This is a genomic window from Christiangramia sediminis (genome assembly GCF_020552705.1).
GTDB classification, from domain to species: Bacteria; Bacteroidota; Bacteroidia; order Flavobacteriales; family Flavobacteriaceae; genus Christiangramia; species Christiangramia sediminis.
Window position 1 is genome coordinate 329,465 of sequence record NZ_JAJBZG010000005.1, and the last position, 25,411, is coordinate 354,875.

At 38.3% G+C, this 25,411-nt stretch carries 21 protein-coding genes; 8 read left to right on the forward strand and 13 right to left on the reverse strand.

Going from position 1 to position 25,411, the window contains the following annotated elements; all coding sequences use genetic code 11:
* Window positions 1–38 precede the first annotated feature (38 nt).
* From LGQ90_RS10845 to LGQ90_RS10875, 7 genes are all read left to right on the forward strand, one after another.
* On the forward strand, window positions 39–2,261 hold the full coding sequence (locus LGQ90_RS10845) for a TonB-dependent receptor (protein ID WP_229341023.1): 2,223 nt from the start codon (window positions 39–41) through the stop codon (window positions 2,259–2,261).
* Between the two features lie 121 nt (window positions 2,262–2,382).
* Window positions 2,383–2,835: an ATP-dependent zinc protease family protein gene (locus LGQ90_RS10850; protein ID WP_229341026.1), complete on the forward strand. Its 453-nt coding sequence runs from the start codon at window positions 2,383–2,385 to the stop codon at window positions 2,833–2,835.
* Complete coding sequence (gene rimK / locus LGQ90_RS10855) at window positions 2,804–3,676, forward strand: 30S ribosomal protein S6--L-glutamate ligase (protein WP_229341027.1); 873 nt, start codon at window positions 2,804–2,806, stop codon at window positions 3,674–3,676. The genes LGQ90_RS10850 and rimK overlap by 32 nt, the downstream gene beginning before the upstream one ends.
* Before the next feature lie 3 nt (window positions 3,677–3,679).
* A complete protein-coding gene (locus tag LGQ90_RS10860) occupies window positions 3,680–4,675 on the forward strand; it encodes a succinylglutamate desuccinylase/aspartoacylase family protein (RefSeq protein WP_229341029.1) in 996 nt (331 codons plus the stop codon).
* A complete protein-coding gene (locus LGQ90_RS10865) occupies window positions 4,662–5,234 on the forward strand; it encodes a 5-formyltetrahydrofolate cyclo-ligase (protein WP_229341031.1) in 573 nt (190 codons plus the stop codon). The genes LGQ90_RS10860 and LGQ90_RS10865 overlap by 14 nt, the downstream gene beginning before the upstream one ends.
* 53 nt (window positions 5,235–5,287) lie before the next feature.
* Window positions 5,288–6,745: a sensor histidine kinase gene (locus LGQ90_RS10870; RefSeq protein WP_229341033.1), complete on the forward strand. Its 1,458-nt coding sequence runs from the start codon at window positions 5,288–5,290 to the stop codon at window positions 6,743–6,745.
* A gap of 12 nt (window positions 6,746–6,757) precedes the next feature.
* The gene (locus LGQ90_RS10875) at window positions 6,758–7,174 is read left to right on the forward strand and encodes a response regulator (protein WP_229341035.1); all 417 of its coding nucleotides are present in this window, start codon (window positions 6,758–6,760) and stop codon (window positions 7,172–7,174) included.
* Between the two features lie 12 nt (window positions 7,175–7,186).
* On the opposite strand, the gene LGQ90_RS10880 is transcribed toward LGQ90_RS10875, so the two are convergent.
* The 7 genes from LGQ90_RS10880 to gdhA all read right to left on the reverse strand — a co-directional run bounded on the left by LGQ90_RS10880 (window position 7,187) and on the right by gdhA (window position 17,006).
* Window positions 7,187–7,798, reverse strand: coding sequence for a lipoprotein signal peptidase (locus tag LGQ90_RS10880; protein WP_229341037.1), 612 nt, complete (start codon window positions 7,796–7,798; stop codon window positions 7,187–7,189).
* A gap of 43 nt (window positions 7,799–7,841) precedes the next feature.
* Window positions 7,842–8,465: a DUF4097 family beta strand repeat-containing protein gene (locus LGQ90_RS10885; RefSeq protein WP_229341039.1), complete on the reverse strand. Its 624-nt coding sequence runs from the start codon at window positions 8,463–8,465 to the stop codon at window positions 7,842–7,844.
* A 73-nt stretch (window positions 8,466–8,538) separates the two neighbouring features.
* Complete coding sequence (locus LGQ90_RS10890; protein ID WP_229341041.1) at window positions 8,539–8,922, reverse strand: TraR/DksA family transcriptional regulator; 384 nt, start codon at window positions 8,920–8,922, stop codon at window positions 8,539–8,541.
* Window positions 8,923–8,926: 4 nt separating this feature from the next.
* Window positions 8,927–12,328 (reverse strand): isoleucine--tRNA ligase, encoded by a 3,402-nt coding sequence (ileS, locus tag LGQ90_RS10895; RefSeq protein WP_229341043.1) that lies wholly within the window; start codon window positions 12,326–12,328, stop codon window positions 8,927–8,929.
* Between the two features lie 137 nt (window positions 12,329–12,465).
* The gene (locus LGQ90_RS10900) at window positions 12,466–14,865 is read right to left on the reverse strand and encodes a TonB-dependent receptor (RefSeq protein WP_229341045.1); all 2,400 of its coding nucleotides are present in this window, start codon (window positions 14,863–14,865) and stop codon (window positions 12,466–12,468) included.
* Window positions 14,866–15,585, reverse strand: a complete 720-nt coding sequence (gene recO, locus LGQ90_RS10905) for a DNA repair protein RecO (protein ID WP_229341047.1) — start codon at window positions 15,583–15,585, stop codon at window positions 14,866–14,868.
* A gap of 77 nt (window positions 15,586–15,662) precedes the next feature.
* Window positions 15,663–17,006, reverse strand: coding sequence for an NADP-specific glutamate dehydrogenase (gene gdhA / locus LGQ90_RS10910; protein WP_229341049.1), 1,344 nt, complete (start codon window positions 17,004–17,006; stop codon window positions 15,663–15,665).
* Window positions 17,007–17,208: 202 nt separating this feature from the next.
* Here gdhA and LGQ90_RS10915 point away from each other — a divergent pair, with 202 nt between their 5' ends.
* Window positions 17,209–17,985 carry a THC0290_0291 family protein gene (locus LGQ90_RS10915; RefSeq protein ID WP_229341051.1) on the forward strand — a complete coding sequence of 259 codons (777 nt, stop codon included), beginning with the start codon at window positions 17,209–17,211 and terminating at the stop codon, window positions 17,983–17,985.
* Here the strand turns inward: LGQ90_RS10915 and pncA are convergent.
* The 6 genes from pncA to LGQ90_RS10945 all read right to left on the reverse strand — a co-directional run bounded on the left by pncA (window position 17,982) and on the right by LGQ90_RS10945 (window position 24,914).
* Entirely contained in the window at window positions 17,982–18,593 is a 612-nt protein-coding gene (gene pncA, locus LGQ90_RS10920) for a bifunctional nicotinamidase/pyrazinamidase (RefSeq protein WP_229341053.1), read from the reverse strand. The two genes, LGQ90_RS10915 and pncA, sit on opposite strands and share 4 nt — an antisense overlap.
* Window positions 18,590–20,002, reverse strand: a complete 1,413-nt coding sequence (locus LGQ90_RS10925) for a nicotinate phosphoribosyltransferase (protein ID WP_229341055.1) — start codon at window positions 20,000–20,002, stop codon at window positions 18,590–18,592. Before LGQ90_RS10925 ends, pncA begins: the two co-directional genes overlap by 4 nt.
* 14 nt (window positions 20,003–20,016) lie before the next feature.
* Complete coding sequence (locus tag LGQ90_RS10930; RefSeq protein ID WP_229341057.1) at window positions 20,017–20,553, reverse strand: macro domain-containing protein; 537 nt, start codon at window positions 20,551–20,553, stop codon at window positions 20,017–20,019.
* Window positions 20,554–20,614: 61 nt separating this feature from the next.
* Window positions 20,615–21,112: a hypothetical protein gene (locus LGQ90_RS10935; protein WP_229341059.1), complete on the reverse strand. Its 498-nt coding sequence runs from the start codon at window positions 21,110–21,112 to the stop codon at window positions 20,615–20,617.
* A gap of 280 nt (window positions 21,113–21,392) precedes the next feature.
* The gene (locus LGQ90_RS10940) at window positions 21,393–23,636 is read right to left on the reverse strand and encodes an inorganic phosphate transporter (RefSeq protein ID WP_229341061.1); all 2,244 of its coding nucleotides are present in this window, start codon (window positions 23,634–23,636) and stop codon (window positions 21,393–21,395) included.
* 72 nt (window positions 23,637–23,708) lie between these two features.
* Entirely contained in the window at window positions 23,709–24,914 is a 1,206-nt protein-coding gene (locus LGQ90_RS10945; protein ID WP_229341063.1) for a porin, read from the reverse strand.
* Window positions 24,915–25,411: the final 497 nt, after the last annotated feature.

Here is a 25,411-nt window from a genome sequence, read left to right on the forward strand (position 1 = left end):
TTGACTAAACAGAAATAATGCCTTAATTTATCTATATAATGAAAAGAATATTATTGATATTCCTCTTCTATGGTACCTGCTTTGCTCAAACTAAAAATTTCGAGGGTAAAATTACTGATGAGGATGGGATTGTTTTGGAAGATGTTGCGGTGTATAGCAATAATTCAGGATTCCATACACATACCAATGCTTCGGGAGAATTTATTCTCAAGAATGTTTCAGCCGGAGATATTTTTAAAATCACGTTTTTAGGATACGAGAGCATAGAACATAGGATTCTTCCAGAAGATTTTAACGAAACAGTCGTTTTTCGGCTTAAAGAAAGCACAGTGAATCTGGAACAGGTAGTACTAAGTGCTAAAAAAAACCCATTAAGCGAAATCGCAAGAATAGACCTTAAAACCAACCCTGTAAAATCCTCTCAGGAGATTCTAAGAAAAGTACCTGGATTGATTATTGGCCAGCATGCCGGAGGTGGAAAGGCTGAACAAATATTCCTGCGAGGCTTTGATATTGACCACGGAACCGATATTTCCCTTTCGGTGGACGGAATGCCCGTAAACATGGTTTCCCATGCTCACGGGCAAGGTTATAGTGATCTACATTTCTTGATCCCGGAAACTATAAAAAATATCGAATTTGGAAAGGGACCTTATTATGGAGAGTATGGAAATTTTACCACCGCCGGGTTTGTGGATTTCAAAACTTTGGATAAACTTGAAAGAAACCAGGTTTCTTTAGAGCTTGGTCAGTTTAACAGTAAAAGGATGGTGGGCATGTTGAATGTCCTTGAAAAAGAATTCAGCAATGCCTATATCGCCACTTCACTGAATATGTTTGACGGTCCTTTTGAAAGTCCCCAAAATTTCAACCGTTTCAATATGATGGGTAAATATACCTTTGACATGCCAGGCAAGGAACAGTTAAATCTTAGTATTTCACATTTTCAGAGTAAATGGGATGCTTCCGGGCAAATACCTCAGCGGGCTGTAGATAATGGTTCCATATCCAGATTTGGAGCTATTGACGATACGGAAGGTGGAAATACCAGCAGAACCAATTTACTGGTAAATCATACCAGAGTACTTTCAGATTCAAAAAAATTAAAAACGAGAGCCTTTTATTCTAAATACGATTTTGAACTATTTTCTAATTTTACCTTCTTCCTCGAAGATCCGGTTAACGGGGATCAAATTAAACAAAAGGAAGACAGAAATATTCTTGGTGGCGAAACCGTGTTTGAAAATAATGCACCCGATCTACCCATCGATATGAATTACTCTGCCGGGATTGGTTTTAGATATGACGATAGTAATTTGAATGAACTTTCAAGAACAAAAAACCGTGATGAGATATTAGAAAGACTGGCATATGGGAATATTGATGAGACAAACCTATACGGATTTCTGAATACTAGTTTCAATTTCGGAAAACTTGCCATAAATCCTGCGTTAAGACTGGATTATTTCAAATTTGATTATGAAAACCTTATTACGGAAACCTATGATAACAAAAGTGAAGATGAATTATTCTTAAGTCCTAAATTAAATTTTATCTATACTGCTTCAGAAAAATTACAGGGATATTTAAAGACAGGTATTGGCTTCCACTCTAACGATAGTCGGGTGGTAGTTGCAAGAAGCGGGGAAGACATACTTCCTGCAGCTTATGGTGCAGATCTGGGAGTAATATTTAAACCTGAAAGTAACCTGATTTTAAATGCCGCAGCGTGGGTTCTATTCCTGCAACAGGAATTTGTATATGTTGGGGACGCCGCAATTGTAGAACCAAGTGGGCGTACCAGGAGACTTGGCCTTGATCTGGGTGCACGATTTCAGGCAACAGACTGGTTGTACTTCTATAGTGATGTGAATTATACTTATGCAAGAGGTACCGAAGAACCTGACGGTGAAAATTATATTCCACTCGCCCCGGAATTCACTTCTTCCGGAGGAATTGCGTTGGAAAACTTGAATAGATTTTCAGGAGGAATCTCTTACAGATATTTAAATGACAGGCCAGCCAATGAAGATTTCAGCCTTACCGCAGATGGATATTTGGTTACCGATCTTAATCTAAACTATAATCTTAAGAATGTTACTTTTGGAGTGATTATCGAAAATCTTTTTGATACAGAATGGAATGAGACGCAATTCGCGACAGAAAGCCGATTACTCAATGAAGTAGCTCCAGTGGAAGAAATTCATTTTACTCCTGGAACCCCATTTTTTGTTAGGGGAAAAGTAACTGTCTATTTTTAATACATTCGATAATTCCTTGCAGAAATTTGAATTTTCTGCAGGGAATTTTTAATACGTATTCAAAAGTTTATCATTTATTTGCAGGCCTTAAGTAAGCGATCACTTTTTAGTATATTGCAATATGGAGAAAATCGTAATTGGCAGGTTTGATAAGGCTGACTTTCCAGCTTTACACCTTAACGATATCGCCGTAAAGATCGATACCGGCGCCTATACTTCATCTATTCATTGTGAAAACATTGTGGAGAAAGACAATATTATTCATTGTACCTTTCTGGATGAGGAACATCCTCTTTATAACAATAAGAAGTTTGTATTCGAAGATTATGATGTTGTATTTGTACGAAGTAGTAATGGGATTATCCAGAAGCGATATATGGTACAGTCCAATATCAAATTATTCAATAAAATATTTAAGATTTCTCTTTCACTTTCAGACAGACAGGAAATGAGATATCCGGTTTTGATCGGAAGAAAGTTTTTAACCAAAAAATTTATAGTAGACACTGAGCTTATAGACGTGTCTTTTAATCAGAAGTTAGATGAAGATAAGAATTCTATCAAGAAACCCTAAATTATATTCAACTAGCAGACTTGTAGAAGCTGCAAAGAAAAGGCATCATGAAGTTGAAGTGATAGATCCTATAAAATGCGATCTTATCATAGAAAAGAAAAAGCCAACTATATTTTATAAGGGACACTGGCTTGAAGAAACCGATGCGGTAATTCCAAGAATAGGTGCTTCTGTTACATTTTTCGGAACTGCTGTGGTAAGGCAATTTGAAATGATGGGGACTTTTACCACCACAGAATCACAGGCGCTGGTAAGAAGCCGGGATAAACTGAGGAGTCTCCAAATACTTTCCAGGGCCCGTCTTGGTTTACCCAAAACAGTTTTTACTAATTATTCCAAGGATGTTTCAGAAATACTGGAACATGTAGGCGGGGCTCCGGTTATTATCAAACTTCTTGAAGGTACCCAGGGACTTGGCGTTGTTCTTGCTGAAACTCAAAATGCAGCTGAATCTGTTATCGAAGCCTTTAACGGTTTACAGGCACGAGTGATCGTTCAGGAATTTATCAAGGAAGCCGGCGGAGCTGATATTCGTGCTTTTGTAGTAGATGGACAGGTAGTGGGAGCCATGAAAAGACAGGGTAAGGAAGGTGAATTCAGGTCTAACCTGCACCGAGGCGGTTCTGCTTCTGTAATTCAACTTACCGATGAAGAGGAAAATGCTGCAATTAAGGCGGCAAAAGCAATGTCACTGGGAGTTGCCGGTGTAGATATGCTACAAAGTAGTCGTGGCCCCTTAATTCTTGAGGTAAATAGTTCGCCGGGTCTTGAAGGGATAGAAGAAGCGACCGGAAAAGATATTGCTAAAACCATTATAAGATATATAGAAAGAAACGTCTAATATATGCCGCGTATAGACAAGAATAATATTCTTGAAATTTTAGGTGAAAAGGTACACCCGGGAAAGGGCGCGACCATAAATTTTAATATGGCCAAGCTCTACACTACTACTTCTGTAGAGGTGCCAGTGATCATTGAACGTTCTAAAAAACCGGGGCCGGTTGTTCTTCTTACCGCCGGGATTCACGGTGACGAGATCAATGGAGTTGAGATCGTTAGACAGATCATATCTAAAGGTATTAACAAACCCAAGTGCGGCACCATTATTTGTATTCCTATTGTGAATATTTTCGGGTTTCTAAATATGGCCAGGGAATTTCCTGACGGAAGGGACCTTAACCGGGTTTTTCCAGGCACTAAAAACGGTTCACTTGCCAGCCGATTTGCTTTTCAATTCGTAAAGAAAATTCTGCCCATTGCCGATTTTTGTCTGGACTTTCATACCGGAGGTGCTTCCAGGTTCAATGCCCCGCAGATACGAGTAAAAAAAGGGGATGAACAAAGTATTAAATATGCTCGGATCTTTAATGCTCCCTTCACGATACATTCTAAAACCATTACCAAATCATTTAGAGAAACCTGTTCCAAACTGGGAATTCCCGTACTTCTTTTTGAAGGTGGAAAATCGCTAAATAGTAATAAGTATATCGCTAAATATGGAGTGGAAGGCGCTATGCGAATCTTAAGTCATCTGGATATGCTAGCTCCAAAATTTGAATACCCAGATGTTAGAAAAGAAACGGTTCTTATAGAGAACAGTTCCTGGCTCAGAGCAAAATACAGCGGACTGCTGCATATAAAAATACCCTGTGGGAAACATGTTGAAAAAGGCGAATATATTGCCACCATTACAGATCCTTATGGAAAATTCAGGCATAAAATAAAATCCTCCAGCGAGGGTTATGTGATCAACGTAAATGAATCTCCTATTGTCTATCAGGGGGATGCTATTTTTCATATTTCCACGCAACCAAAAACAGTGGAACATGCGCAAGAGTGACCTCAGGAAAAAATACAAGGAACTCAGGCTGAAATTAGATAATGCCGAAATTGAAAAGTTAAGTCTTGAAATTGCAAATAAATCACTGGAATTACCGGTTTGGGATCACAGGTATTACCATATTTTCTTAAGTATTGCTGAACAGAAAGAGGTAGATACTGAATTCCTACTTCATATCTTACAGGGAAAAGACAAGGAAGTGATCATCCCAAAATCTCATCCTGAAACCGGCGAAATGAGCAATTTTCTGTTAACAGATCAAACCGTAATCAAAAAGAATAGATGGAATATTCCTGAACCACAGGATGGCATTGAAGTAAAAACAGAGAAAATTGAAGTGGTTTTTATTCCATTGCTCGCTTTTGACAAAAAAGGCCATAGAATAGGCTACGGAAAAGGATTTTATGATAGGTTTTTAGCCGCCTGCAGACCCGATATTGTGAAGATTGGACTGTCCTTTTTTGAACCTGTAGAAGAGATCAAAGAACTATTTAGCAGTGACATCCCTTTAAACTATTGTGTGACACCAGATAAGGTTTATAAATTCAAGGCTAAATAATTTTTGTAATGATACAGTTTATACGTTATTTTTAACCTGAACAAATCTATTAAATGCTAACCGATCTACAGTTAAACAGCATACTGGAAGATTTTGATATTGCCTACTGGAAAATAAACCTGTTTTCCAAAGAGATATCATGGTCTGAGCATTTCAACATTCTGGTTGGAAAACCAAAAATTGAAGAAGATAGATTTGAGTTCTTCATCAACCATATTCTCCATCCCGATTATCGGTATGATTTCCGAATTCACTTTGAAAAACTTGTAAAAGAGGAGGAACCCTTCAGCTTTGAAATAAAACTGAAGCTGGAAAATGGCAAATATCGCTGGTTCGAGTGTAAAAATCAGAAGAGCAAAACATCCAGAGAATTCAGAGAAACTGCGGTGTTGCTGTTTGTAAATATCCATCAAAGTAAAAGGGATCAATACACGATAGAGGAGAATTTTTTCTATTATCGGGAAACCGCCGAAATGACTTCCACGGGAGGCTGGTATGTTGACACGGTTAACAAGAATATTTACTGGGACGATGTGTCTAAAAAGATCATTGATTGTCCCCGTGATTTTCAGCCGGCTTACGAGGATCGCATGAATTTCTATGCGCAGGAACATCATAACAGGATGCGCAACGCCTTTGATAAATGTGAAAATTTCGGGATTCCTTTTAAACTGGAACTTAAAATGGTTTCATTTCAGAGCAGGGAATTCTGGGTGAGACTCACCGGAAAACCGGTTTATAATAATGAACAGGTAGTGATAGGAATTCGCGGTGTTCTTCAGAATATCGATGAAAATAAAAGCAATGAACTTAATTTACAGAATTCACTGGATATCATTGCGACACAAAATTCGAGACTTTTCAATTTCGCCCATATAGTTTCTCATCATTTAAGATCTCATAGTAGCAACTTAAGCCTCATTGTTGAACTATTAAGAGAATCCAAAACCGACCGGGACAAACTGGATCTTCTCCCAAATGTTGAAGATGTGGCCGGCAATCTGGATTCAGCAATTTCGAGATTAAATGATATCGTAAGTATTCAAACTTCTTTACGTAAAGAAAAGGTGAATATTAAATTTGAGGAGGCACTAGAGATCGTTCTGTCATCTATTTCTTCCCTCATTAATCGAGAAAATGCAAAAATCGTCGCTGAATTTCAAGATCTGAAAGAAATTCGCTATATCCCTGAGTATCTTGAAAGTATTTTACTAAATTTAATCACGAATGCAATCCGGTATAGACAACCGGGACGTAAACCAGTCATTTTTATTCAGACCTATATCGAGAACGATAAAGAGTATTTAGAGGTTAGCGATAATGGAATGGGAATTGACCTCGACGAGTATGGTGATAAAATGTTTGGTATGTACAAAACATTTCATCAAAGCAATCCCGAGGCAAAAGGAATTGGTTTATTTATAACTAAAAACCAGGTAGAAGCCCTTGGGGGGACAATATCTGTTAGCAGTACCCTGGATATAGGGACCACATTTAAAATCAAATTCTAGATTCTATTTATTATGGGGCAAAAAGTAGAACTGGCGTGTATCATCGACGATGATAAGATATACGTAAATTTAGTCAAGAAGATCATTGAGATCAAAAAGCTTTCAGAGAACTTGCTTATCTATAAAAATGGTAAGGAAGCGCTGGATTATTTTAAGGATATCATGGAAAATGCTACCGATGAAGACAAACTTCCGGATATCATTTTTCTAGATCTCAATATGCCGGTAATGGATGGCTGGGAATTCCTGAATGAATTTATCAAGATCAAAAACAGCCTGAATAAGAAAATTACACTCTATGTAGTGAGTTCTTCTATAGATCCGCGTGACCTGGAAAGAGCAAAGTCTTTTAATCTGGTTACAGACTATCTTATCAAGCCTATCGAATTGAAAAAGTTCGAGAAGATTTTTGAAAAAACTGCCGCTTAATTTAGCAACATTCTATTCTTCATGCTCGTTTTTAGGAAATGCTCTTTTATTGAATAAAAGCAGCATCACCACTCCCACACTTATCGCGGAATCTGCGATATTGAATACAGGTTCGAAAAAGGTAAAATACTGCCCACCCCAGAAAGGGATCCAATCAGGCAGGTAACCGTTCCACAGAGGGAAATACAGCATATCTACGACCTTCCCGTGGAATAAAGAGCTATACCCCCCAGATTCTGGTAAAAAGCTCGCTATATGCCCGTAACTATCATCAAAGATGATCCCGTAAAATACCGAATCTATTATATTCCCAAAGGCACCCGCAAAAATTAATGAAATAGCGAAAATAAGAATTCTTGATCCTCCTTTTCTCACAGAATCCCATAACCAGTAACCAATCCCTACTATAGCGACCAAACGGAAAAGAGTTAAGGCAAGTTTACCATATTCTCCAGGAATCTTAGTTCCCCAGGCCATCCCTTCATTTTCCACAAATAAGATCCTGAACCAGTCGAAAACTTCAATTTCGTCTCCTATGGCAAAATGGGTTTTGATATAAATTTTGGAAATCTGATCTATTAAAAGAATCAGGATGATAAAGAATCCGGCTTTTTTAAGGGACATGAATTGAATTTGTTTGAAAACGGGTCAAAAATACTAATATTATTTAGTTTTTACGTACCATAATATCACCGTCTATACTGGTGAGTCTTAAAGGATTTCGCCCGGGCAGAAATTCCGGCACATCCACCTCGCCATTTCTGGAACTGGCCTCAATAAGACCGGAAGATGTTTCCACAAGTATATTCCCCGAATACGTATTGATCACTGCAGTTCCCATAAATTCTATAAGCTTGCAATAACCCTGCTTTAGATCTGCATACACAGATGTGAAATTTCCTTTAGCCTCTAATGAAGAAATATTAGATTTAATAGAAACCTCCAATCCTTCCGGGACCTCAATTTCTACTGCCAGCGAAAAAACCTTGTGAGCACTCAGTTTATCAAATCCCCCGGTTAGTCTTTCAGGATATTGGGTAGTAATGTTTAACTCTTCACCATTCACAAACGTTTCGAGCATTATATTATCATAATACTCACCTTCAGAATGGGTTTTAATTCGAATCTTGGAAGTTTTAGTAGAATTGATCTTTAAAAGATAGACTTCATCGGTATCTATGCTAATCCTTTTAATATTATCAGCATCTATTATTTCACGGGTATCCTTTTGTGAAAAAGATACCGCTGTGATGAATAACGCGATCAATAATATTAAGTTCTTCCTCTTCATTTTATTCTTTAAACCAAAAACGTCCAGAACCCTCTTCAGGGCTGGACGTTAAATATAATGATCATTCAGTTTTTTAACGCTGCATGTTCTTAGCTTCAATACTAAGCGTAGCGTGTGGCACCAGTAACAATCTTTCTTTTGCGATAAGTTTACCGGTCACTCTACAAACACCATAGGTTTTATTTTCTATACGCATCAGGGCATTTTTAAGATCCCTGATAAATTTCTCCTGACGGATAGCCAACTGAGAGTTCGCTTCTTTACTCATAGTTTCACTTCCTTCTTCAAAGGCTTTAAAAGTTGGCGAAGTATCGTCTGTACCGTTATTACCATCATTTTTGTAAGCACTTTGATAATTCTCAAGTTGCTCCTGAGCCTTTTCAATCTTCTTTTTAATCAGAGTTTTGAACTCTGCCAAATCAGCGTCGCTGTAACGTTCTTTTACTTCTGTAGACATGGCTTTAATGTTTTTTAATAAACAATCTGGTGGCAACATCATCAAATTCAATTTCAGCACCTTCATCTACCACCTCTGCGAATTCGAGTTTCGCAGTCAATGTTTCGTTTTTAATATAACTTATATTGTCGTTAACGGCATCCTCGATTATACCGTCCTTTTGTAGGGTTACATCAATCGTATCAGTCACTTCGTAGCCTGAATCCTTGCGGAGGTTCTGGATCCTGTTAACCAGTTCCCTGGCAACACCTTCCTTTTTCAACTCCGGACTAATACTAACGTCCAGGGCTACTGTTAAGTTCCCACTGCTGGCAACTAACCATCCTTCAATGTCCTGAGAAGTGATCTCCACTTCTTCGAGTGACAAATTAACATTTTTTTCGTTTATAACAACATCAATTTCTCCCTCGCGCTCTATTTGTGCGATCTCATTTGAGGTGAAATCATTTATTTTACTGACAATCAACTTTATATCCTTACCAAATCTGGGGCCAAGAACCCGAAAATTTGGTTTTATTTGCTTCACCAGAAGTCCTGAGGCATCATCGATCAGTTCAATCTCTTTAACATTTACCTCAGATTTTATAAGATCTTCAACTGCCTGAATCTCTTGCTTCTGAGTTTCGTCAAGTACCGGAATCATTACTCTTTGCAAAGGTTGACGTACTTTGATCATCTCCTTCTTTCTTAATGAAAGTACCAGCGAAGAGATCGTCTGGGCTTTTTCCATTTTACGTTCCAAAGATTTATCAACAAATCCCGGTTCATAAACTGGAAATTCAGCAATATGTACAGACTCAGATTTATCTTTTCCAGAAACTGCATTTAAGTCCATGAATAATCTATCCATAAAGAATGGGGCCACTGGTGCTCCCAGCTTGGCCACAGTTTCCAGGCAGGTATAAAGCGTTTGATAGGCAGAGATCTTATCCTGCTCATAATCGCCTTTCCAGAATCTTCTTCTACTTAATCTCACAAACCAGTTACTCAGGTTTTCCTGAACAAATTCAGATATTGCCCTGGTAGCTTTTGTAGGCTCGTAATCTGCATAGAATTTATCCACTTTTTCAATAAGTGTATGCAATTCTGAAAGTATCCATCTGTCTATTTCAGGTCTTTTTTCTAAAGCAACATTCTCTTCAGCATAGCTAAATTCGTCGATGTTTGCATATAGCGTAAAGAACGAATAGGTATTATACAAGGTTCCGAAGAATTTACGCTGAACTTCTCCTATCCCTTCAATATCAAATTTTAGATTATCCCATGGATTGGCATTTGAGATCATATACCAACGCGTAGCATCGGGTCCATAAACCGAAATGGTTTCAAATGGATCTGCCGCATTACCTAAACGCTTGGACATTTTCTGGCCATTCTTATCTAGAACAAGACCGTTAGAGACCACATTTTTATAGGCAACATCATCAAAGATCATAGTTGCAATAGCATGAAGCGTATAGAACCAACCACGGGTCTGGTCTACACCTTCAGCTATAAAGTCGGCTTTACGCCACTTGTCTTCTACTTTTTCCTTATTCTCGAATGGATAATGCCACTGTGAATAAGGCATGGAACCAGAATCGAACCACACATCTATAAGATCTGCTTCACGCTTCATCGGTTTTCCAGAATCGGACACCAAAGTGATCGTATCCACTACGTTCTTATGAAGATCTACTTTATCGTAATTCTCTTCACTCATATTGCCAGGTTCAAATCCTTCAAAAATATCCTTTTCCAGCACCCCGGCCTCCACAGCTTTCGCCATTTCTTCCTTAAGCTGAGCTACAGAGCCCATTACCTTAACTTCGGTTCCGTCCTCTGTTCTCCAGATAGGCAACGGAATTCCCCAATATCTGCTTCGGCTTAGGTTCCAGTCGTTGGCATTGGCAAGCCAGTTTCCAAAACGCCCCTCTCCGGTAGATTTAGGTTTCCAGTTGATCGTCTGGTTAAGATCGTGCATTCTGTCTTTGAATTCAGTCACTTTAATAAACCAGGAATCAAGCGGGTAATATAATATAGGTTTGTCTGTTCTCCAGCAATTAGGGTAGCTGTGAACATATTTTTCAACTTTAAATGCTCGGTTATCTTCTTTTAGCTTGATCGCTAATTCTACATCTACCGATTTTTCCGGAGCCTGCCCGTCATCATAATATTCGTTCTTCACATACTTTCCGGCAAATTCACCCATTTCTGGTCTGAATTTCCCCTGAAGATCTACGAGAGGCACAAGGTTTCCGTTTTCATCCTTAACTAATAATGGTGGAACTTCGGGAGTTGCCTGTTTAGCAACCATGGCATCATCTGCACCAAAAGTAGGGGAAGTATGCACGATCCCGGTACCATCTTCAGTAGTCACAAAATCTCCTGAAATTACTCTGAAGGCATTTTCAGGATTATCGTTAGGCTGGGCATAGGGCAATAATTGCTCATATTTGATCCCAACAAGATCTTTTCCAGAAAAACTTTCACCTATCAAATAAGGAATTTTCTTATCCTCCTTGGAATAAGAATTCAGATCTTCTTCAGATTCTGCCTTTCTGAATTTTTTATCAAATTGCTTCTCAGCAAGCTCCTTCGCCACAATAATTGTAATTGGTTCGAAGGTATATTGATTGTAAGTTCTTACGGTAACATAATCGATCTTAGGACCAACGGTTAAGGCAGTATTTGAAGGCAGAGTCCATGGAGTGGTGGTCCAGGCGATTAAATACAAATTCGGAATTTCTTTTAGAAAATCCGGAAGTGTTTCTTCTTTTACTTTGAACATTGCCGTAACCGTAGTATCGGTCACGTCCTGATAAGTTCCCGGCTGGTTCAACTCGTGAGAGCTCAATCCGGTTCCGGCTTTTGGAGAATATGGCTGAATGGTGTAGCCTTTGTAAATAAGATCTTTCTTGTAGATCTGAGAAAGCAGCCACCAAACCGTTTCCATGTATTTGGATTTATAGGTGATATACGGATCTTCCATATCTACCCAGTAACCCATCTTTTCAGTAAGATCGTTCCAGACATCGGTATAACGCATCACCGCATTCTTACAGGCTTCGTTATACTTTTCAATGCTTATTTTGGTTCCGATATCCTCTTTGGTAATTCCAAGCTCCTTCTCTACTCCTAACTCCACAGGAAGTCCGTGTGTATCCCATCCCGCTTTACGCTTTACCTGGAAACCTTTTTGAGTTTTATATCGGCAAAAAATATCCTTAATAGCTCGTGCCATCACATGGTGAATTCCCGGAAGACCATTTGCTGAAGGCGGACCTTCAAAAAATATGAATGGCTCTTTACCTTCACGGGTAGACACGCTCTTTTCGAAAATATCATTTTCTTCCCAATAATTGAGGATTTCCTCTGCCACTTTAGGCAGGTCAAGACCTTTGTATTCAGGGAACCTTTTGCTCATTTTCTGCTTTTTTCAAATGATGTGCGAAAATAAGGATTTTTAACAAAAGATGATATTATTATAAGCTAAAATACATATGCAGAAATTCTTATGTAAATACTTAATTAGAGATTCCTCCTATCGTCGGAATGGCATTATTAAAATGTATACGATAAAGCGATAATCAAATTTCTTCCTGCAGCGGCAATACCCGAAGAATAAGTGCGGTAACGCTGATCTGTAATATTTTCGACGGAAACCGTGGCCAGCCAGTTGGCAGTCATTTCATACTGCCCGGTTAAATTTAGTGTATACCAGGCTGGCGAATAAGGATTTCCATTTTTATCCAAAGCATACAGGTATGGCTTATCCTGTTCCCCGGGAGCGAGATCTTCAAAATCGAACTGCCCGTTATATTCAGCAAAAAGATCAAATTTCAATCTCCTTTTATTCCAGATCAAATGCGTATTTCCAAACATGGGAGCGGCATGTCTTAGTGGTACATATTCTCCACCTTCATTTTCCTCTCCCTGGGTATAACTAAATTGAGATTTTAACCTCAAAGCAACCGAAAAATCAATTTCTAAACCTGCTTCCACTCCATATACATAGGCATTGGCAACATTTTGAATCGCCTGCACCCTGCTTGGTTCACTCTGATAATCGATCTCGGTCACTCCATTAAGATCAAAATCGCGACGCACCATAGCATCATCCAAATAAGTATAATAACCAGTAAGCCCTAAGCGAATATTATCTGAAAAATTAAAATCGGCACCTAATTCAACATTGTAGGCATATTCCGGTTTCAAGCCGGGATTTGGAACCACCACCGAGCCGGGTTCAGAATCAAAGATCTTCCCTACATCATCAATATTTGGAGCGCGAAAGGCCGTTGAAAAACCTAATCTCCATCCAATGAAATCATTTTGTCGCCAATTTATTCCAAGACTTCCGGTTAAGGCCCCGGTACTGATATCGGCTTTTTCAAAGGGAAAATCATAAAAACGATCATCAAAACTGGCATCTACCAGGATATGATTATACCTGATACCCGATTGAAGTGATAAATCCCCCGTTAGTTTCCATTGATAACTTGTATACACCGCCATCGACTGCCAATTGGATCCATCAGGATATCTACTGTCGGTTTCACCGCTTTCAGAAGTTTCAATATTTCTGAAATTACCTTCAGAATTAATATTATTCAATACATATTCAAAACCGTAAAATAATTTACTGGTAGATAAATCCTTTTCAAAATCAAGGTTTGCCGAGTACGCATCTACATTTTCTTCAGTACTGAAAAGTATAGGTTCTCCAAAATTCCGGTCATTCCTGCTTTCAGCAAAAAACTGGTAAGCACCAGTAAATTGCATCTTATCGTAAAGTTGCGAATTGCTTCTATGATTAATATTTAAATTCCCCAGAAACCAGGTTTGCGGACCGTAATACCACTCTGCAGATCGCAATATGCCATCCCTTTTTCTATAAAGTCGGTCATATCTGGGAAAATCTGAGGTGTTAGAATAAACAAGCCCAAGATTAAAATCCCAATCTTTTGAGGGCATATATTTTATTTTCTGCAGCAGGTTTATCTGGTCATATCGAGTTGGTTTCTGAACCAGGGGATCTTCATTTTTCACCATCACATCTACCCCATTCTGTCTATCGGCATAATCGGGTCTTAAATAATCATCAGGCCCATGCTCCCCCATTCTCAAGTCTCCAAAATCTGAATAGGTGATCCCGGTTCTAAAAGCCCAGTTTTCCCTACCGATATTCAGATCGGCATGCACCGTATTTTCATTATTCGCTGTGGCAAAACGGGTATAAATATTCCCAGAAAACGAAGTCCCTTCATCAAAACTGAATTTTGGTTTCAGCGTATAGAAATTTATCACGCCCCCAATCGCATCACTCCCATACACCACAGAACCCGGACCTAAAATAACCTCAGCACTTTCTACCATCATCGGGTCTACCGAGATCACATTCTGAAGATTTCCGCTTCTGAAAATAGCCGAATTCATACGCACGCCATCCACCGTTAATAAAAGTCGATTGGTTGCAAATCCACGAATCATGGGACTGCCACCACCCATTTGACTTTTTTGCATATAAACCTGCCCGGTGCTTTCCAGCAGATCTGCCGAGGTTTGCGGGCTGGTCATTTGAATTTCTGAAGGAGAAATACTGATTATTTTTTGAGGAATTTCATTCTTTTTCAGCTTGAAACGAGCTACGGAAAGGGTCACCTGGTCCAACTGATTTTCTATAGATTCCAGCAGAACAATATTGTTATTATTTAGGATCTCTCTTTTGCGACGGTAGATCTCCACATATGAAACAGATTTGAAAATGATAACTTCTGTATCTGTAAACTGGCTAATATCTGCTTTCCCCGAAGCGTCGGTCACTGCAGAAACAGATTTATCTTTATTATAAATTGCAACATTTACAACGGGTTCTCCATTAAGGTTATCTAAAACTGTAATTTCCTGTGCGGAAGAAATTGAAAAAATAAATAAGAAGAGCGATAATAATCTTAATTGCATTTAACCGAATATTTCATTTAATACGCTAAGTGACTTTGGTTTGCGGAAACCTTCAATATGCAACTCATAATAGAGTAAAAGCATATTCAGGAAATCATTCCGGGAGGTCTGATTCATTTTTATAAGTGGTAACGCATCAAAATCAGTGCCCAAAAGACTTTTGAGCAAATCTACATTTTTACCTTCTATGCAATAATCATTTGATGAAAAATCCTGAAAAACCCCGTCTAAAAGATTGAATACAGGAAGATCTTTATTACCCGTTTCCGGCTGGAAGCCTAAATACCTGGTGAGATTTAGAAGAAACAGGAGGTGGAAATTGGCAATCTTATCTGTACTGTCCAGAAATTGAAAACTATACTCCAGGTAATGAAATAAGGCTTCATTTTTTTCTTCCTCACGAATTGCGTTTCTAAGCATTTCCGCAAGAAACATCACCATGGCCAGTTTCACCGGATGTGTGTGTAAAGTTTGGTAATTGCCGATAACTTTAGCTTCCCGCAGATATTCCAGTTTACCATCTCCCCGGTGATTGGCAACAATATCCAGCTGGGTAAGACTTTGAAACATGGAAGCCTTGAATTTACCTTTTCTGGATTTTAGAACCCCTTTAAGCATATAGGTGCAAAGTCCATCAGATAGTGTATAAGCTTTCACTATGAGATCGGCTTCCCCATATTTTAAGGCACTAATAATGATCGCTTTGGTGTGCACCAGCATTCCGGAAAATTTACCGTGAATTTATAAAAAAAGCCGCTTTTTCAAGCGGCTCTGTATATTTAAGTAATTATTGATGTTTAAACGACACCCTGAGCAAGCATTGCATCGGCCACTTTAACGAAACCGGCAATATTAGCTCCTTTCACGTAATCTACAAAACCATCTTCGGTAGTTCCATATTCCACACATGCTTCATGAATATCATTCATGATCTCGTGAAGTTTTTTGTCTACTTCCTCAGATGTCCAGCTATATCTCATAGAGTTTTGAGACATTTCAAGTCCAGAAGTGGCAACTCCACCTGCGTTAGAAGCTTTTCCAGGAGAGAAAAGTATTTTCTCTTTATGGAAAACTTCAATAGCTTCGGGTGTACAAGGCATGTTAGCCCCTTCACCCACACAAATACATCCGTTCTTCACCAATGTTTTCGCATCACCTGCTTCTAGCTCATTTTGAGTTGCACAAGGAAGTGCTACATCACATTTAATTCCCCATGGCGTTTTACCTTCATGATATTCTGCTGAAGAATACTGATCAACATATTCACTAATTCTACCTCTTTTTTCATTCTTCAATTCCATGATGAACTGAAGTTTTTCAGAATCAATTCCGTCCTTATCATAAATAAAGCCTCCGGAATCTGACATGGTCACCACTTTAGCTCCTAACTGAGTAGCTTTTTCAGCCGCATACTGGGCAACGTTTCCAGCTCCTGAAATCACTACTGTTTTACCATCCAGTTTTTCACCTTTGGTTTTCAGCATATTCTGGGCAAAATAAACATTTCCGTATCCTGTAGCTTCAGGTCTAATTAAAGAACCTCCGTAAGAACGACCTTTCCCGGTTAAGATACCAGTAAACTCATTCTGTATTCTTTTGTACTGACCAAATAAGAAACCGATCTCACGGCCTCCAACTCCAATATCTCCTGCGGGAACATCACAATCTGCTCCAATATGTCTTTGAAGTTCTGTCATAAAACTCTGGCAGAATCTCATCACTTCATTATCTGACTTTCCTTTCGGATCAAAATCTGAACCTCCTTTACCACCACCCATTGGCAGTGTAGTAAGGCTGTTTTTGAAAACCTGCTCAAAAGCAAGGAATTTCAAAATACTAAGGTTTACAGATGGATGAAAACGCAATCCTCCTTTATAAGGTCCAATTGCTGAATTCATTTGAATACGAAAACCTCGATTTACCTGTATATCTCCATTATCATCTAGCCATGGCACTCTGAACATCATCACCCTCTCCGGCTCTACCATACGCTCGAGAAGCATTTTATTCTGGTATTTTTTATTTTTTTCTATAAAAGGAATTACCGTTTCTGCCACCTCATGAACCGCTTGCATAAATTCTGGTTCATTTTGGTTTCTGGTTGACACCTTTTCCAGGAAACTTTTGATGTTTTTTTCCATAATGATGGGCGCTATTATTAAATTATAAATTTTATGTCCAAATTGTGAGGCAAATATAAATATTCTTTAAGGATTAAAAGTTTCATTCCAGTATTTCATATAAAATTAACTTTTATCTTTATAGGCCAGTGTGATACTAAGAATAATAAAATTTCCGTTATTGTAGTTTTGCTATATTTGCCACTACTGCAAGCCAACACTCATGATTAATACCAGGGCAATCTTTATTTTAAGTTTGGTTCTCTCGCTTTGGTCGGGCAAGAGTTTTGGTCAATTAAATATCTCTAACGAATTAGGAGTTATTACCGGTCCAGCCGGTTTTTTTACCGACTACGGTGAACGCTATAATTTACGGAACAACCTTGACAATGAGGGTTTTGGAGTTGGACTGGTACACTATATGAATTTTGCATTCAGACCTGAATGTAGTTGTCGTCCCACTAAATTATGGTTTACAAGACACTTTAGGATTCGTAACGAGATCGATTATTTACAATCCAACCTCGATCATTATGGCCCCGTAGCTCAGAAAAATACTGAGGGGGGAAGACAATTGCGTGCCATGCACGGAAAAACCCAGTTGATACAGGCTGGAACTTCCCTGGAATACCATCTCTTCGGAATAAGGGAGGCCCGGGATTTTGCAGTTTTATTTGCTCCGTACATCAGTCTCGGGGTGCATTATGTACACTATAAACCCGATGCTTATTCAGAATTAGGGCCCCTTGATAGTCCCAAGGTATTGTTCAGGACTTTTGAAAATGGTTTATTTTTAGAGGAAGGCGATACCTTTGCAATTCTTGGTAGCGCTGGTATGCGTTATCGCCTGGGCAGGTTCAATGACCTGCAAATAGAAGCCCGAGCCATATACTACGATACAGATAAACTGGAAGGCCTTGATGTACAGGGACCTCAGAATAAGTTCAACGATTTTGTACTATGGGTGAATATTGGCTACATCTACTATCTGGACTTTTAAATTATCAGTTCTCCGGAAGTTATAATCTTTCCTCCTTTTCTTAAAATAGCAATTTTGGCCTTTTCAAATTCTTCATTATTCAGCGCCCTTGTGGCATCTTCTATTAAAGTAGCCTGAAAACCTTCCGCCAAAGCATCCAGGATTGAAAAATACACACAGTATTCTGCCGCAAGACCTGCAAAATAAAGTTCGCCAGCGCCTTTTTCCTTTAAGTATCCGGAAAGACCGGTAGATTTTTGGTGGGCATTATCATAGAAACCGCTGTAACTATCAATTTTTATATCTGTACCTTTTCTAAAAATCGCTTCGATCTTAGAGGTTTTGAGCTTTGGATGAAAATTTGCACCTTTCGTATTTTGAATACAATGGTCTGGCCATAACACCTGGTCTATCCCATCCAGTTTTATGACCTCAAATTCTTCTGAATTTTCATGAGAACTGGCAAAACTGGCATGTCGCGGTGGATGCCAATCCTGGGTTGCAATTACCAGATCAAATTTATCTTGAAGATCATTCACCAGAGGCACAATTTGGTCGCCTTCAGGAACTGCTAAAGCTCCACCCGGCATAAAATCGTTTTGGACATCGATGAGCACTAAAGTTTTCATTTCAGTTTCTGTTTAGATGATTTTATTAATTTCTCACGTTCCTCCCGCAACAGCTCGCTAACCCCAATTTTATAGATATGCGGATTATTGAAACGCTTATATTCTATAGGTAATTCAGAAAGCCTGGTAAGACTATATTCTGAAATCTCTTTCAAATTTCTTTTATTGATAAGATTCTCCCCATTTTCCATCACTTTATTGAGAATTGCTTCCTGATGATATTTTTCCAGATTCATGGATTTATAAGGCTCAAAGGGATGATACATCTCTTCCACTCTTTTTTCGTGGTAAAGGCTAATGGCATCTGCTCCAATACATTTACCATGATCATCTTTCATTCTAAACACCTGCTTTTTATGCGGAAGCGTTACTTTGAAAATACTTTCTGAAATTTTTATCCGGGGTTGACCATTCGAATATGCCAGTTTATAAACTCCATCCAGTGAACCGTCGGGATTCCCGGTAACAAGGTTGGTCCCCACTCCAAAAATATCAATTGGTGCCTGCTGCTCCAATAAACTTTTTATTACATATTCATCCAACTGGTTAGAGGCTGCAATTTTCACATAATCGAGCCCGGCATCATCAAGTAATTTCCGACTCTCTTTAGCAAAGTATGAAAGATCACCACTGTCAAGACGAATTGCCAGTAACTTATCTCCCCGCGATTCCATTTCTTTAGCAACCCTAATAGCATTGGGAACCCCGCTTTTTAAAGTATTATAAGTATCTACCAGAAGCACACAATCCTGCGGTCTGCCCTTGGCAAAATCCCTGAAAGCTTCCAACTCATCATCATAACTTTGAATAAACGAATGAGCCATGGTACCCGAGACCTTAATATCAAATTTTTTTGCTGCTGCTACATTACTGGTTCCATCAAATCCACCGATCATTGCTGCCCGTGTTGCAAAATACCCCCCGGTTGCCTGGGCTCTGCGAAGTCCGAAATCCAATAATCCGGCATCTCCGGCCACCAGCCTGATCCTACTTGCCTTTGTGGCTATAAGAGTTTGAAAATTAAGTAAATTCAGCAGAATAGTTTCAATGATCTGAGCTTCGATAATAGTTGCTTCCACCTGCAAGATTGGCCGGGTGGGAAAAACGATATCACCTTCTGAAGCCGAATAAATCTTTCCGGTAAACCTGAATTCTTTGAGATATTTTAAAAATTTATCTTCAAATCCCTGTGCTTTTAAGAATGCTATATCATCTTCTTTAAATCTAATTTCAGCAAGAATCTCAAGAAGGTCTTCCAGACCCGCAAAGACAGCATAACCTCCGTTAAAAGGTAATTTCCTGAAATAATAATCGAATATCGCCTGGTGATCTTTGTGCCCCTTATTAAAATATATCTGAGCCATGGCCAGCTGATACTGGTCTGTATAAATAGCGGAGAAGTTATTCATGGAATCTAATTTGGTTAGCCAACGCTAATTTTCTTCAATTGAGTCTCATATAGATGAAGATCTTTATCGCTGAATAGCACAAATTTAATCTTTTTGATTTTTTCAATTCCTGATAACTCTGCTAAAACTGTATTAAATACAACGTCTACCGCCAATTCTGCCGGGTAACCGAAAATACCAGTTGATATGGCCGGAAATCCCAAGGAAGTGATCTCCATTTCTTCTGCAATTTTGAGGGTATTTCTATAACAGGCAGCTAAGAGCTCACTTTCAGGTTTATCCTGTCCATATACTGGGCCTAAACAATGAATCACATATTTATTGGGCAATTGATATGCGTTGGTAAGTACCGCTTCTCCGGGCTGAATGGGTGCAAGGGGTTTACATTCTTTATAGAGATCTGGACCAGCTGCTTTATGTATGGCTCCCGCAACCCCACCTCCGGGTGAAAGTTCTGCATTGGCAGCATTAACCACTGCTTCTAGCCCAGGTTGAGCTGTAATATCTCCCTTGACAACTTCGAATTCTATATTCTGAATAGTAAGCTTCATCCTTTTTAAGGATAATTTACAAAATAATAGAGGTCGATAAAAGTAAGTATGGGATTTGCATTTAATTTTCAAGATCATCCGAAATAGACACCTGATAGGCTCCATCTTCCGCAGGCAAAAGTCTTGAGCTTTGTAATTCTATAGTATTTCCATTCTGTATCCAGGGGATTTCTTCAGAAGCATTTTCTGCATCATATCCCGTAAACCAAGCGAAATCTATATCCTGATAATAGGAAGTTATTTTAAGTTCATACACCTCTCCTTTTTTGGCCCACTCGATCAAATACTCGCTGTCATTAGGGATAGGCTCGGCGGTTTCAGGATCTCCATTGTCTGATATATAAATAGTATTCATATCTCCCGGTTTAAACCATAGATAGGTATTTTCCCATTTTTCGCCGTATGTATCTGGATTTACGAGTGCAATGGGGTTACAACTGGTAAAACCGGTGATAATAAGAGCTACTAAAAATAGTTTAAATTTTGGGCTGGAAAATAAGCCTCTAAAGCATGTTGGGGTAGTCGTGTATTTAGGGAATACACTCTTTAAAAATGTCATATAAATGTTTCGATTCAGTAGGTGCTGTATCGAAGTAGAATAATGGGGCGCGGCGAAAATATATTTAATTATAAGCCTGCAAAAGCAAATACATGCATCTAACTTAACTTTATGATTATTCAGTCAGTTGATTCTACTAAATTCAAATTAAGCCGATTAACGGCTTTCTAGATTGTGGATATCCGTAAGAAATCTTACAAGTTTATATCTCTTAACAAATTGAATTCATAAAAAAAGCCACTTCAAGGAAGTGGCTTTTTCAGCTTATTAAGCAATCTAATTATACTTTTTTATAACTTGAATTGTATTCTTGCATTAAGTTCATGATCGCATTCATCAGGTCTTTAGTTTCCAATAATAAGTTGAAATATAAAGTTGTATTCTTAGGACTAGATTCTTCTGTCCTGGTTCTTGAAACCTGTTTTTCGATTTTTTCAGAAATACTATTTAATATCTCATCTCTGGAAGCGACAATAGCACTAATGTCCTCAAATTTCTTTTCTGTAAAGATGCGGTCTATTTGAGTTAATAAATCGCTTAGCGTATCATCTATCTCCTTTAGATCTGTGATTTGATTATACCTAAGAGGTTTGTGGTTGTTATTGACGTGCTTGAAACTCTTCTTGGAAATATATTCCAGGGATTGAGCGATATCTGTTAAATACCCAAGAATGGTAATATAAAAGCTACTTCCCCTCACACTGGTCTCATCCAGGCTCTTAATAAAGAAGAAAATATGATCTCTTAAATCTTCAATTTCAGCTTCGAGTTTAGCAACCCCTTTCTTGCTCTTTTTAAGTTTTTTCTTATCCTGCTTGGAAAGTCCTGTGAACACATCAGAAAAGATCTTATTTGATCTTGAAACTACATTGGAGATGTTATCTGCACTTTCAGAAATAATTCCCTGAACAGTTTTACTCTCAGATTTTTTAAGTCCTGACTTATCAGCTTTCGCAATTGCTTTATTCTTATGAGAAATATAATTTCTAACAAGAAGACCTATGGCCAGTAACAATAAGATCGCGATTGCCGGACCTTTTCCGAGAAAAATAATATAGGTTAAAATACCTGCTGCTGCAAAAGCGCTAAATGCGGTAAAGAACCATCCTCCAATTACATTTAACACCCCTGCTACCCTGTATACTGCACTTTCTCTTCCCCAGGCTTTATCTGCCAGCGAAGTTCCCATTGCAACCATAAAAGTTACGTAAGTAGTAGATAAGGGTAATTTATAAGAAGTTGCTATGGAAATTAATACCCCGGCAACAGTAAGATTTATAGCCGCCCTTATCATATCGAAAGCCGGCTGTTCTTCAGCTTTGTCTCCGACTAGAATTTCTTCGGGCTTTTCAAAACTCTTATTGATTCTTCTTTTAGTTCCCATGGGAAGAATATATCGTAACCCATCAGCAAGTTTTGTACTTCCTGCAACCACGGCTCTGGACAGCATATTGGGATCAAACTTTTCGGTTCCATGTCCCTGTCTTGATAAACCAATTTCAGTTTCAGCAACACTTCTTGCTTTTTTAGAGAACCAAAGTGTAAGCACCATGATCCCTCCAGAAATAAATAACAAAATAGGCTCAGCAGGAACTTCGTCTTTTAAGACTTCCATAGAAAAGGCTGATGCAGCCTGTCCTGATGCAGCCCACGCCTCATAAGAATGATAAGCAGCCATAGGAACTCCAATAAAGTTTACAAGGTCATTCCCGGAGAATGCCAACGCCAAACCAAAGGTTCCAATTGCTATTACAATAATTAAGATACTTCTTTTGAAGATCTTCATGAATAACCATGAAAATAAGGTCCAGAAAACCAGACTCACTCCTACAACCCAAACTACCTGACTGGAAAGCACATCCTTAAAACTGTCATAATAAGGAGTTCCTTTTAATCCTTTGAAGAAAATAAAGTATCCAATTGCAGTTAAACAAACACCTCCAAAAAGAGCTCCAAAATTTTTGATCTTCTTCTCATATTCAAAAGAAAACACCAGTCTTGAGAGCCATTGTACCAAAGCACCAATTGTAAATGCAATAATAACCGAGAGGAATATACCGGAAATAATCTCTGTTGCTTTCTCTGTATTAATATAACTTGACAGGTTCGCCAGAGTTTCTGAATCTGATGCACTTACTTTTATCAATGCCATAACCACGGCAGCTCCCAGTAATTCAAATACAATAGAAACTGTAGTTGAAGTAGGCATTCCCAGGGTATTAAAGAAATCCAGCAGCAGAATATCTGTGATCATCACGGCCATAAAGATGATCATGATCTCATCAAAATAGAACTGACCGGGCATGAAAATACCTTTACGGGCAACTTCCATCATCCCACTTGAAAAAACTGCTCCTATAAAAATACCTAAACTGGCAACGATCATAATAGTTTTAAAGGAGATCGCCTTTGAGCCAATAGCGGAATTTAAAAAGTTTACAGCGTCATTACTAACTCCAACCACCAAATCTGCGATGGCTAGAACCACTAATGCAACTAACATTAATAAGTAAATATTTTCCATTTAATCTTGTTTAAAAACGGTGCAAGTATCCTATGAAATTAGGAATTTACTGTTACCAAATTGTTATCATTTTTAAAAATGAAAATCAAAACCACATCTAAAGGCAATATAGTCATTAACATCATCCTGCTTAGCGTAATTTAGATCTGCCTGTATTTTTAATTTATGCCCTACTATATATTTTGAGGCTCCAATAGTATATTCTTCTCTTCCCAACAAATTTGTTATTTCATTAAATTCGTTGAAGGAGTAACGCGCGGCAATCTCGTAATTATTATCGAATAAATATCCCGCCTGTACATTAAAAGCATCTCCTTCAGCAACTATGAAGTCGGGCAAATTGGTTTCGCCGGTGCGTATTGCCAGGGGATCCTCTGCTTCTCTGTTGGCATATTCCGCCATAAAGGAAATCCCATTATATTTGAATACTGCATCAAAAAAGATAGTAGATATATCGGTTTCATAGATAGTTCCATCTTCCAGGATCATAAAATCACCCATATTACTCCTGGTTTTGACCGCATTATCGTTAAAGTCATAAACAGCTCCAAGCATTAATTTTGGATCTTGCTCTCTTTCAAGATCAGATTGAAAATAGTCTCCTTTATTTTCAAATTCACCAAATGGTAAAAACTCAATTCTTCCGGTATATTGAAGTCCACCTATATTGCCTACGGTAATATTTCTCCCTTCACCCTGAGAAAGAGCCATTTTCTCTTTGATCACAAAGTTTTCTCCCAGATTGATTTTGTGATGAAGTTGAAGACCTATATCACGATCAATATTAAAGCGGCTATTAAGAATAGAGCGATCTATAAACTGAAGGTTTGCAGAAGAAATAACGCGTTCCACATTTCCAGGAAGTTTGGTCTGGCCGGCCCATAATTCAAAATTCTCGTAGAAATTCCATTTCAGGACTGCGTCCAGAATATATCTTGGAGCATTGCCTGTATAAATACTGGCACCAGCAATATCATTATTAGAAAGTCCTAATTCTATTTTATATTTCAGTTTTGGAGTAAGCGCCCAACCATCGAATTTTAAGCGGGCTCTTCTTATTAAAAAAGCCTGTTCAGGATCTTCGTAGTTCTCACCATCGTAATCCCAGGAAGTATAAGAGCGGAATTGAATTCTGGGAGCGAACTTCACACTAAAAGAGCTGTCTTTAGCTGTAAAATTTACCAAACCCTTTCCGAATTTGGTATCACTTATTTCCTGTGAATATAGATTTGAATTAAAAAGCAAGCACGCAATTATTGCGTATATAGCATTTTTCATAGAAATCGTTTAAAAGTTTTTGTCGCCGGCAAAGAAACAAAACCAAGGTTAACTTAATGTTTCCTAAGAGTTAAGGCTAAACCATTTTTTTTAAACAAAAAAGGCTACCTGGAATGGTAGCCTTACACACAGTTTGAATCTAGTCGACAAAAACTATAACGATTTCATGTGTGCATCTTTGAATACACAAATAAAAGCTACCTGTTTAACCTTATTGTCAAGCTTATATTAAATAAAAATTAAAAAGTTGGAGATTATCTGAATTTCAGGGATTTTCTGAAACCTATAGAAACAAAAAAGCCGTTCAAAATGAACGGCTTTTGTTGCTCCTCCTCTTGGGCTCGAACCAAGGACCCTCTGATTAACAGCCGCGAAAATGGTGTTTCAGATAATTTCATTTAGCTTCTTATGTATTGATAATCAATATTTTACAACTTTTTCCTTGTCATTTAGTTTTACAATATTTACCTTTATTTGCCCATTTGTTGTACCTATGT

Excerpts from the sequence above, each read along its gene's own strand:
- LGQ90_RS10845 (WP_229341023.1), top strand. The coding sequence starts at position 39 with ATGAAAAGAATATTATTGATATTCCTCTTCTATGGTACCTGCTTTGCT.
- LGQ90_RS10850 (WP_229341026.1), top strand. The coding sequence starts at position 2,383 with ATGGAGAAAATCGTAATTGGCAGGTTTGATAAGGCTGACTTTCCAGCT.
- rimK (WP_229341027.1), top strand. The coding sequence starts at position 2,804 with ATGAAGATAAGAATTCTATCAAGAAACCCTAAATTATATTCAACTAGC.
- LGQ90_RS10860 (WP_229341029.1), top strand. The coding sequence starts at position 3,680 with ATGCCGCGTATAGACAAGAATAATATTCTTGAAATTTTAGGTGAAAAG.
- LGQ90_RS10865 (WP_229341031.1), top strand. The coding sequence starts at position 4,662 with ATGCGCAAGAGTGACCTCAGGAAAAAATACAAGGAACTCAGGCTGAAA.
- LGQ90_RS10870 (WP_229341033.1), top strand. The coding sequence starts at position 5,288 with ATGCTAACCGATCTACAGTTAAACAGCATACTGGAAGATTTTGATATT.
- LGQ90_RS10875 (WP_229341035.1), top strand. The coding sequence starts at position 6,758 with ATGGGGCAAAAAGTAGAACTGGCGTGTATCATCGACGATGATAAGATA.
- LGQ90_RS10880 (WP_229341037.1), bottom strand. The coding sequence starts at position 7,798 with ATGTCCCTTAAAAAAGCCGGATTCTTTATCATCCTGATTCTTTTAATA.
- LGQ90_RS10885 (WP_229341039.1), bottom strand. The coding sequence starts at position 8,465 with ATGAAGAGGAAGAACTTAATATTATTGATCGCGTTATTCATCACAGCG.
- LGQ90_RS10890 (WP_229341041.1), bottom strand. The coding sequence starts at position 8,922 with ATGTCTACAGAAGTAAAAGAACGTTACAGCGACGCTGATTTGGCAGAG.
- ileS (WP_229341043.1), bottom strand. The coding sequence starts at position 12,328 with ATGAGCAAAAGGTTCCCTGAATACAAAGGTCTTGACCTGCCTAAAGTG.
- LGQ90_RS10900 (WP_229341045.1), bottom strand. The coding sequence starts at position 14,865 with ATGCAATTAAGATTATTATCGCTCTTCTTATTTATTTTTTCAATTTCT.
- recO (WP_229341047.1), bottom strand. The coding sequence starts at position 15,585 with ATGCTGGTGCACACCAAAGCGATCATTATTAGTGCCTTAAAATATGGG.
- gdhA (WP_229341049.1), bottom strand. The coding sequence starts at position 17,006 with ATGGAAAAAAACATCAAAAGTTTCCTGGAAAAGGTGTCAACCAGAAAC.
- LGQ90_RS10915 (WP_229341051.1), top strand. The coding sequence starts at position 17,209 with ATGATTAATACCAGGGCAATCTTTATTTTAAGTTTGGTTCTCTCGCTT.
- pncA (WP_229341053.1), bottom strand. The coding sequence starts at position 18,593 with ATGAAAACTTTAGTGCTCATCGATGTCCAAAACGATTTTATGCCGGGT.
- LGQ90_RS10925 (WP_229341055.1), bottom strand. The coding sequence starts at position 20,002 with ATGAATAACTTCTCCGCTATTTATACAGACCAGTATCAGCTGGCCATG.
- LGQ90_RS10930 (WP_229341057.1), bottom strand. The coding sequence starts at position 20,553 with ATGAAGCTTACTATTCAGAATATAGAATTCGAAGTTGTCAAGGGAGAT.
- LGQ90_RS10935 (WP_229341059.1), bottom strand. The coding sequence starts at position 21,112 with ATGACATTTTTAAAGAGTGTATTCCCTAAATACACGACTACCCCAACA.
- LGQ90_RS10940 (WP_229341061.1), bottom strand. The coding sequence starts at position 23,636 with ATGGAAAATATTTACTTATTAATGTTAGTTGCATTAGTGGTTCTAGCC.
- LGQ90_RS10945 (WP_229341063.1), bottom strand. The coding sequence starts at position 24,914 with ATGAAAAATGCTATATACGCAATAATTGCGTGCTTGCTTTTTAATTCA.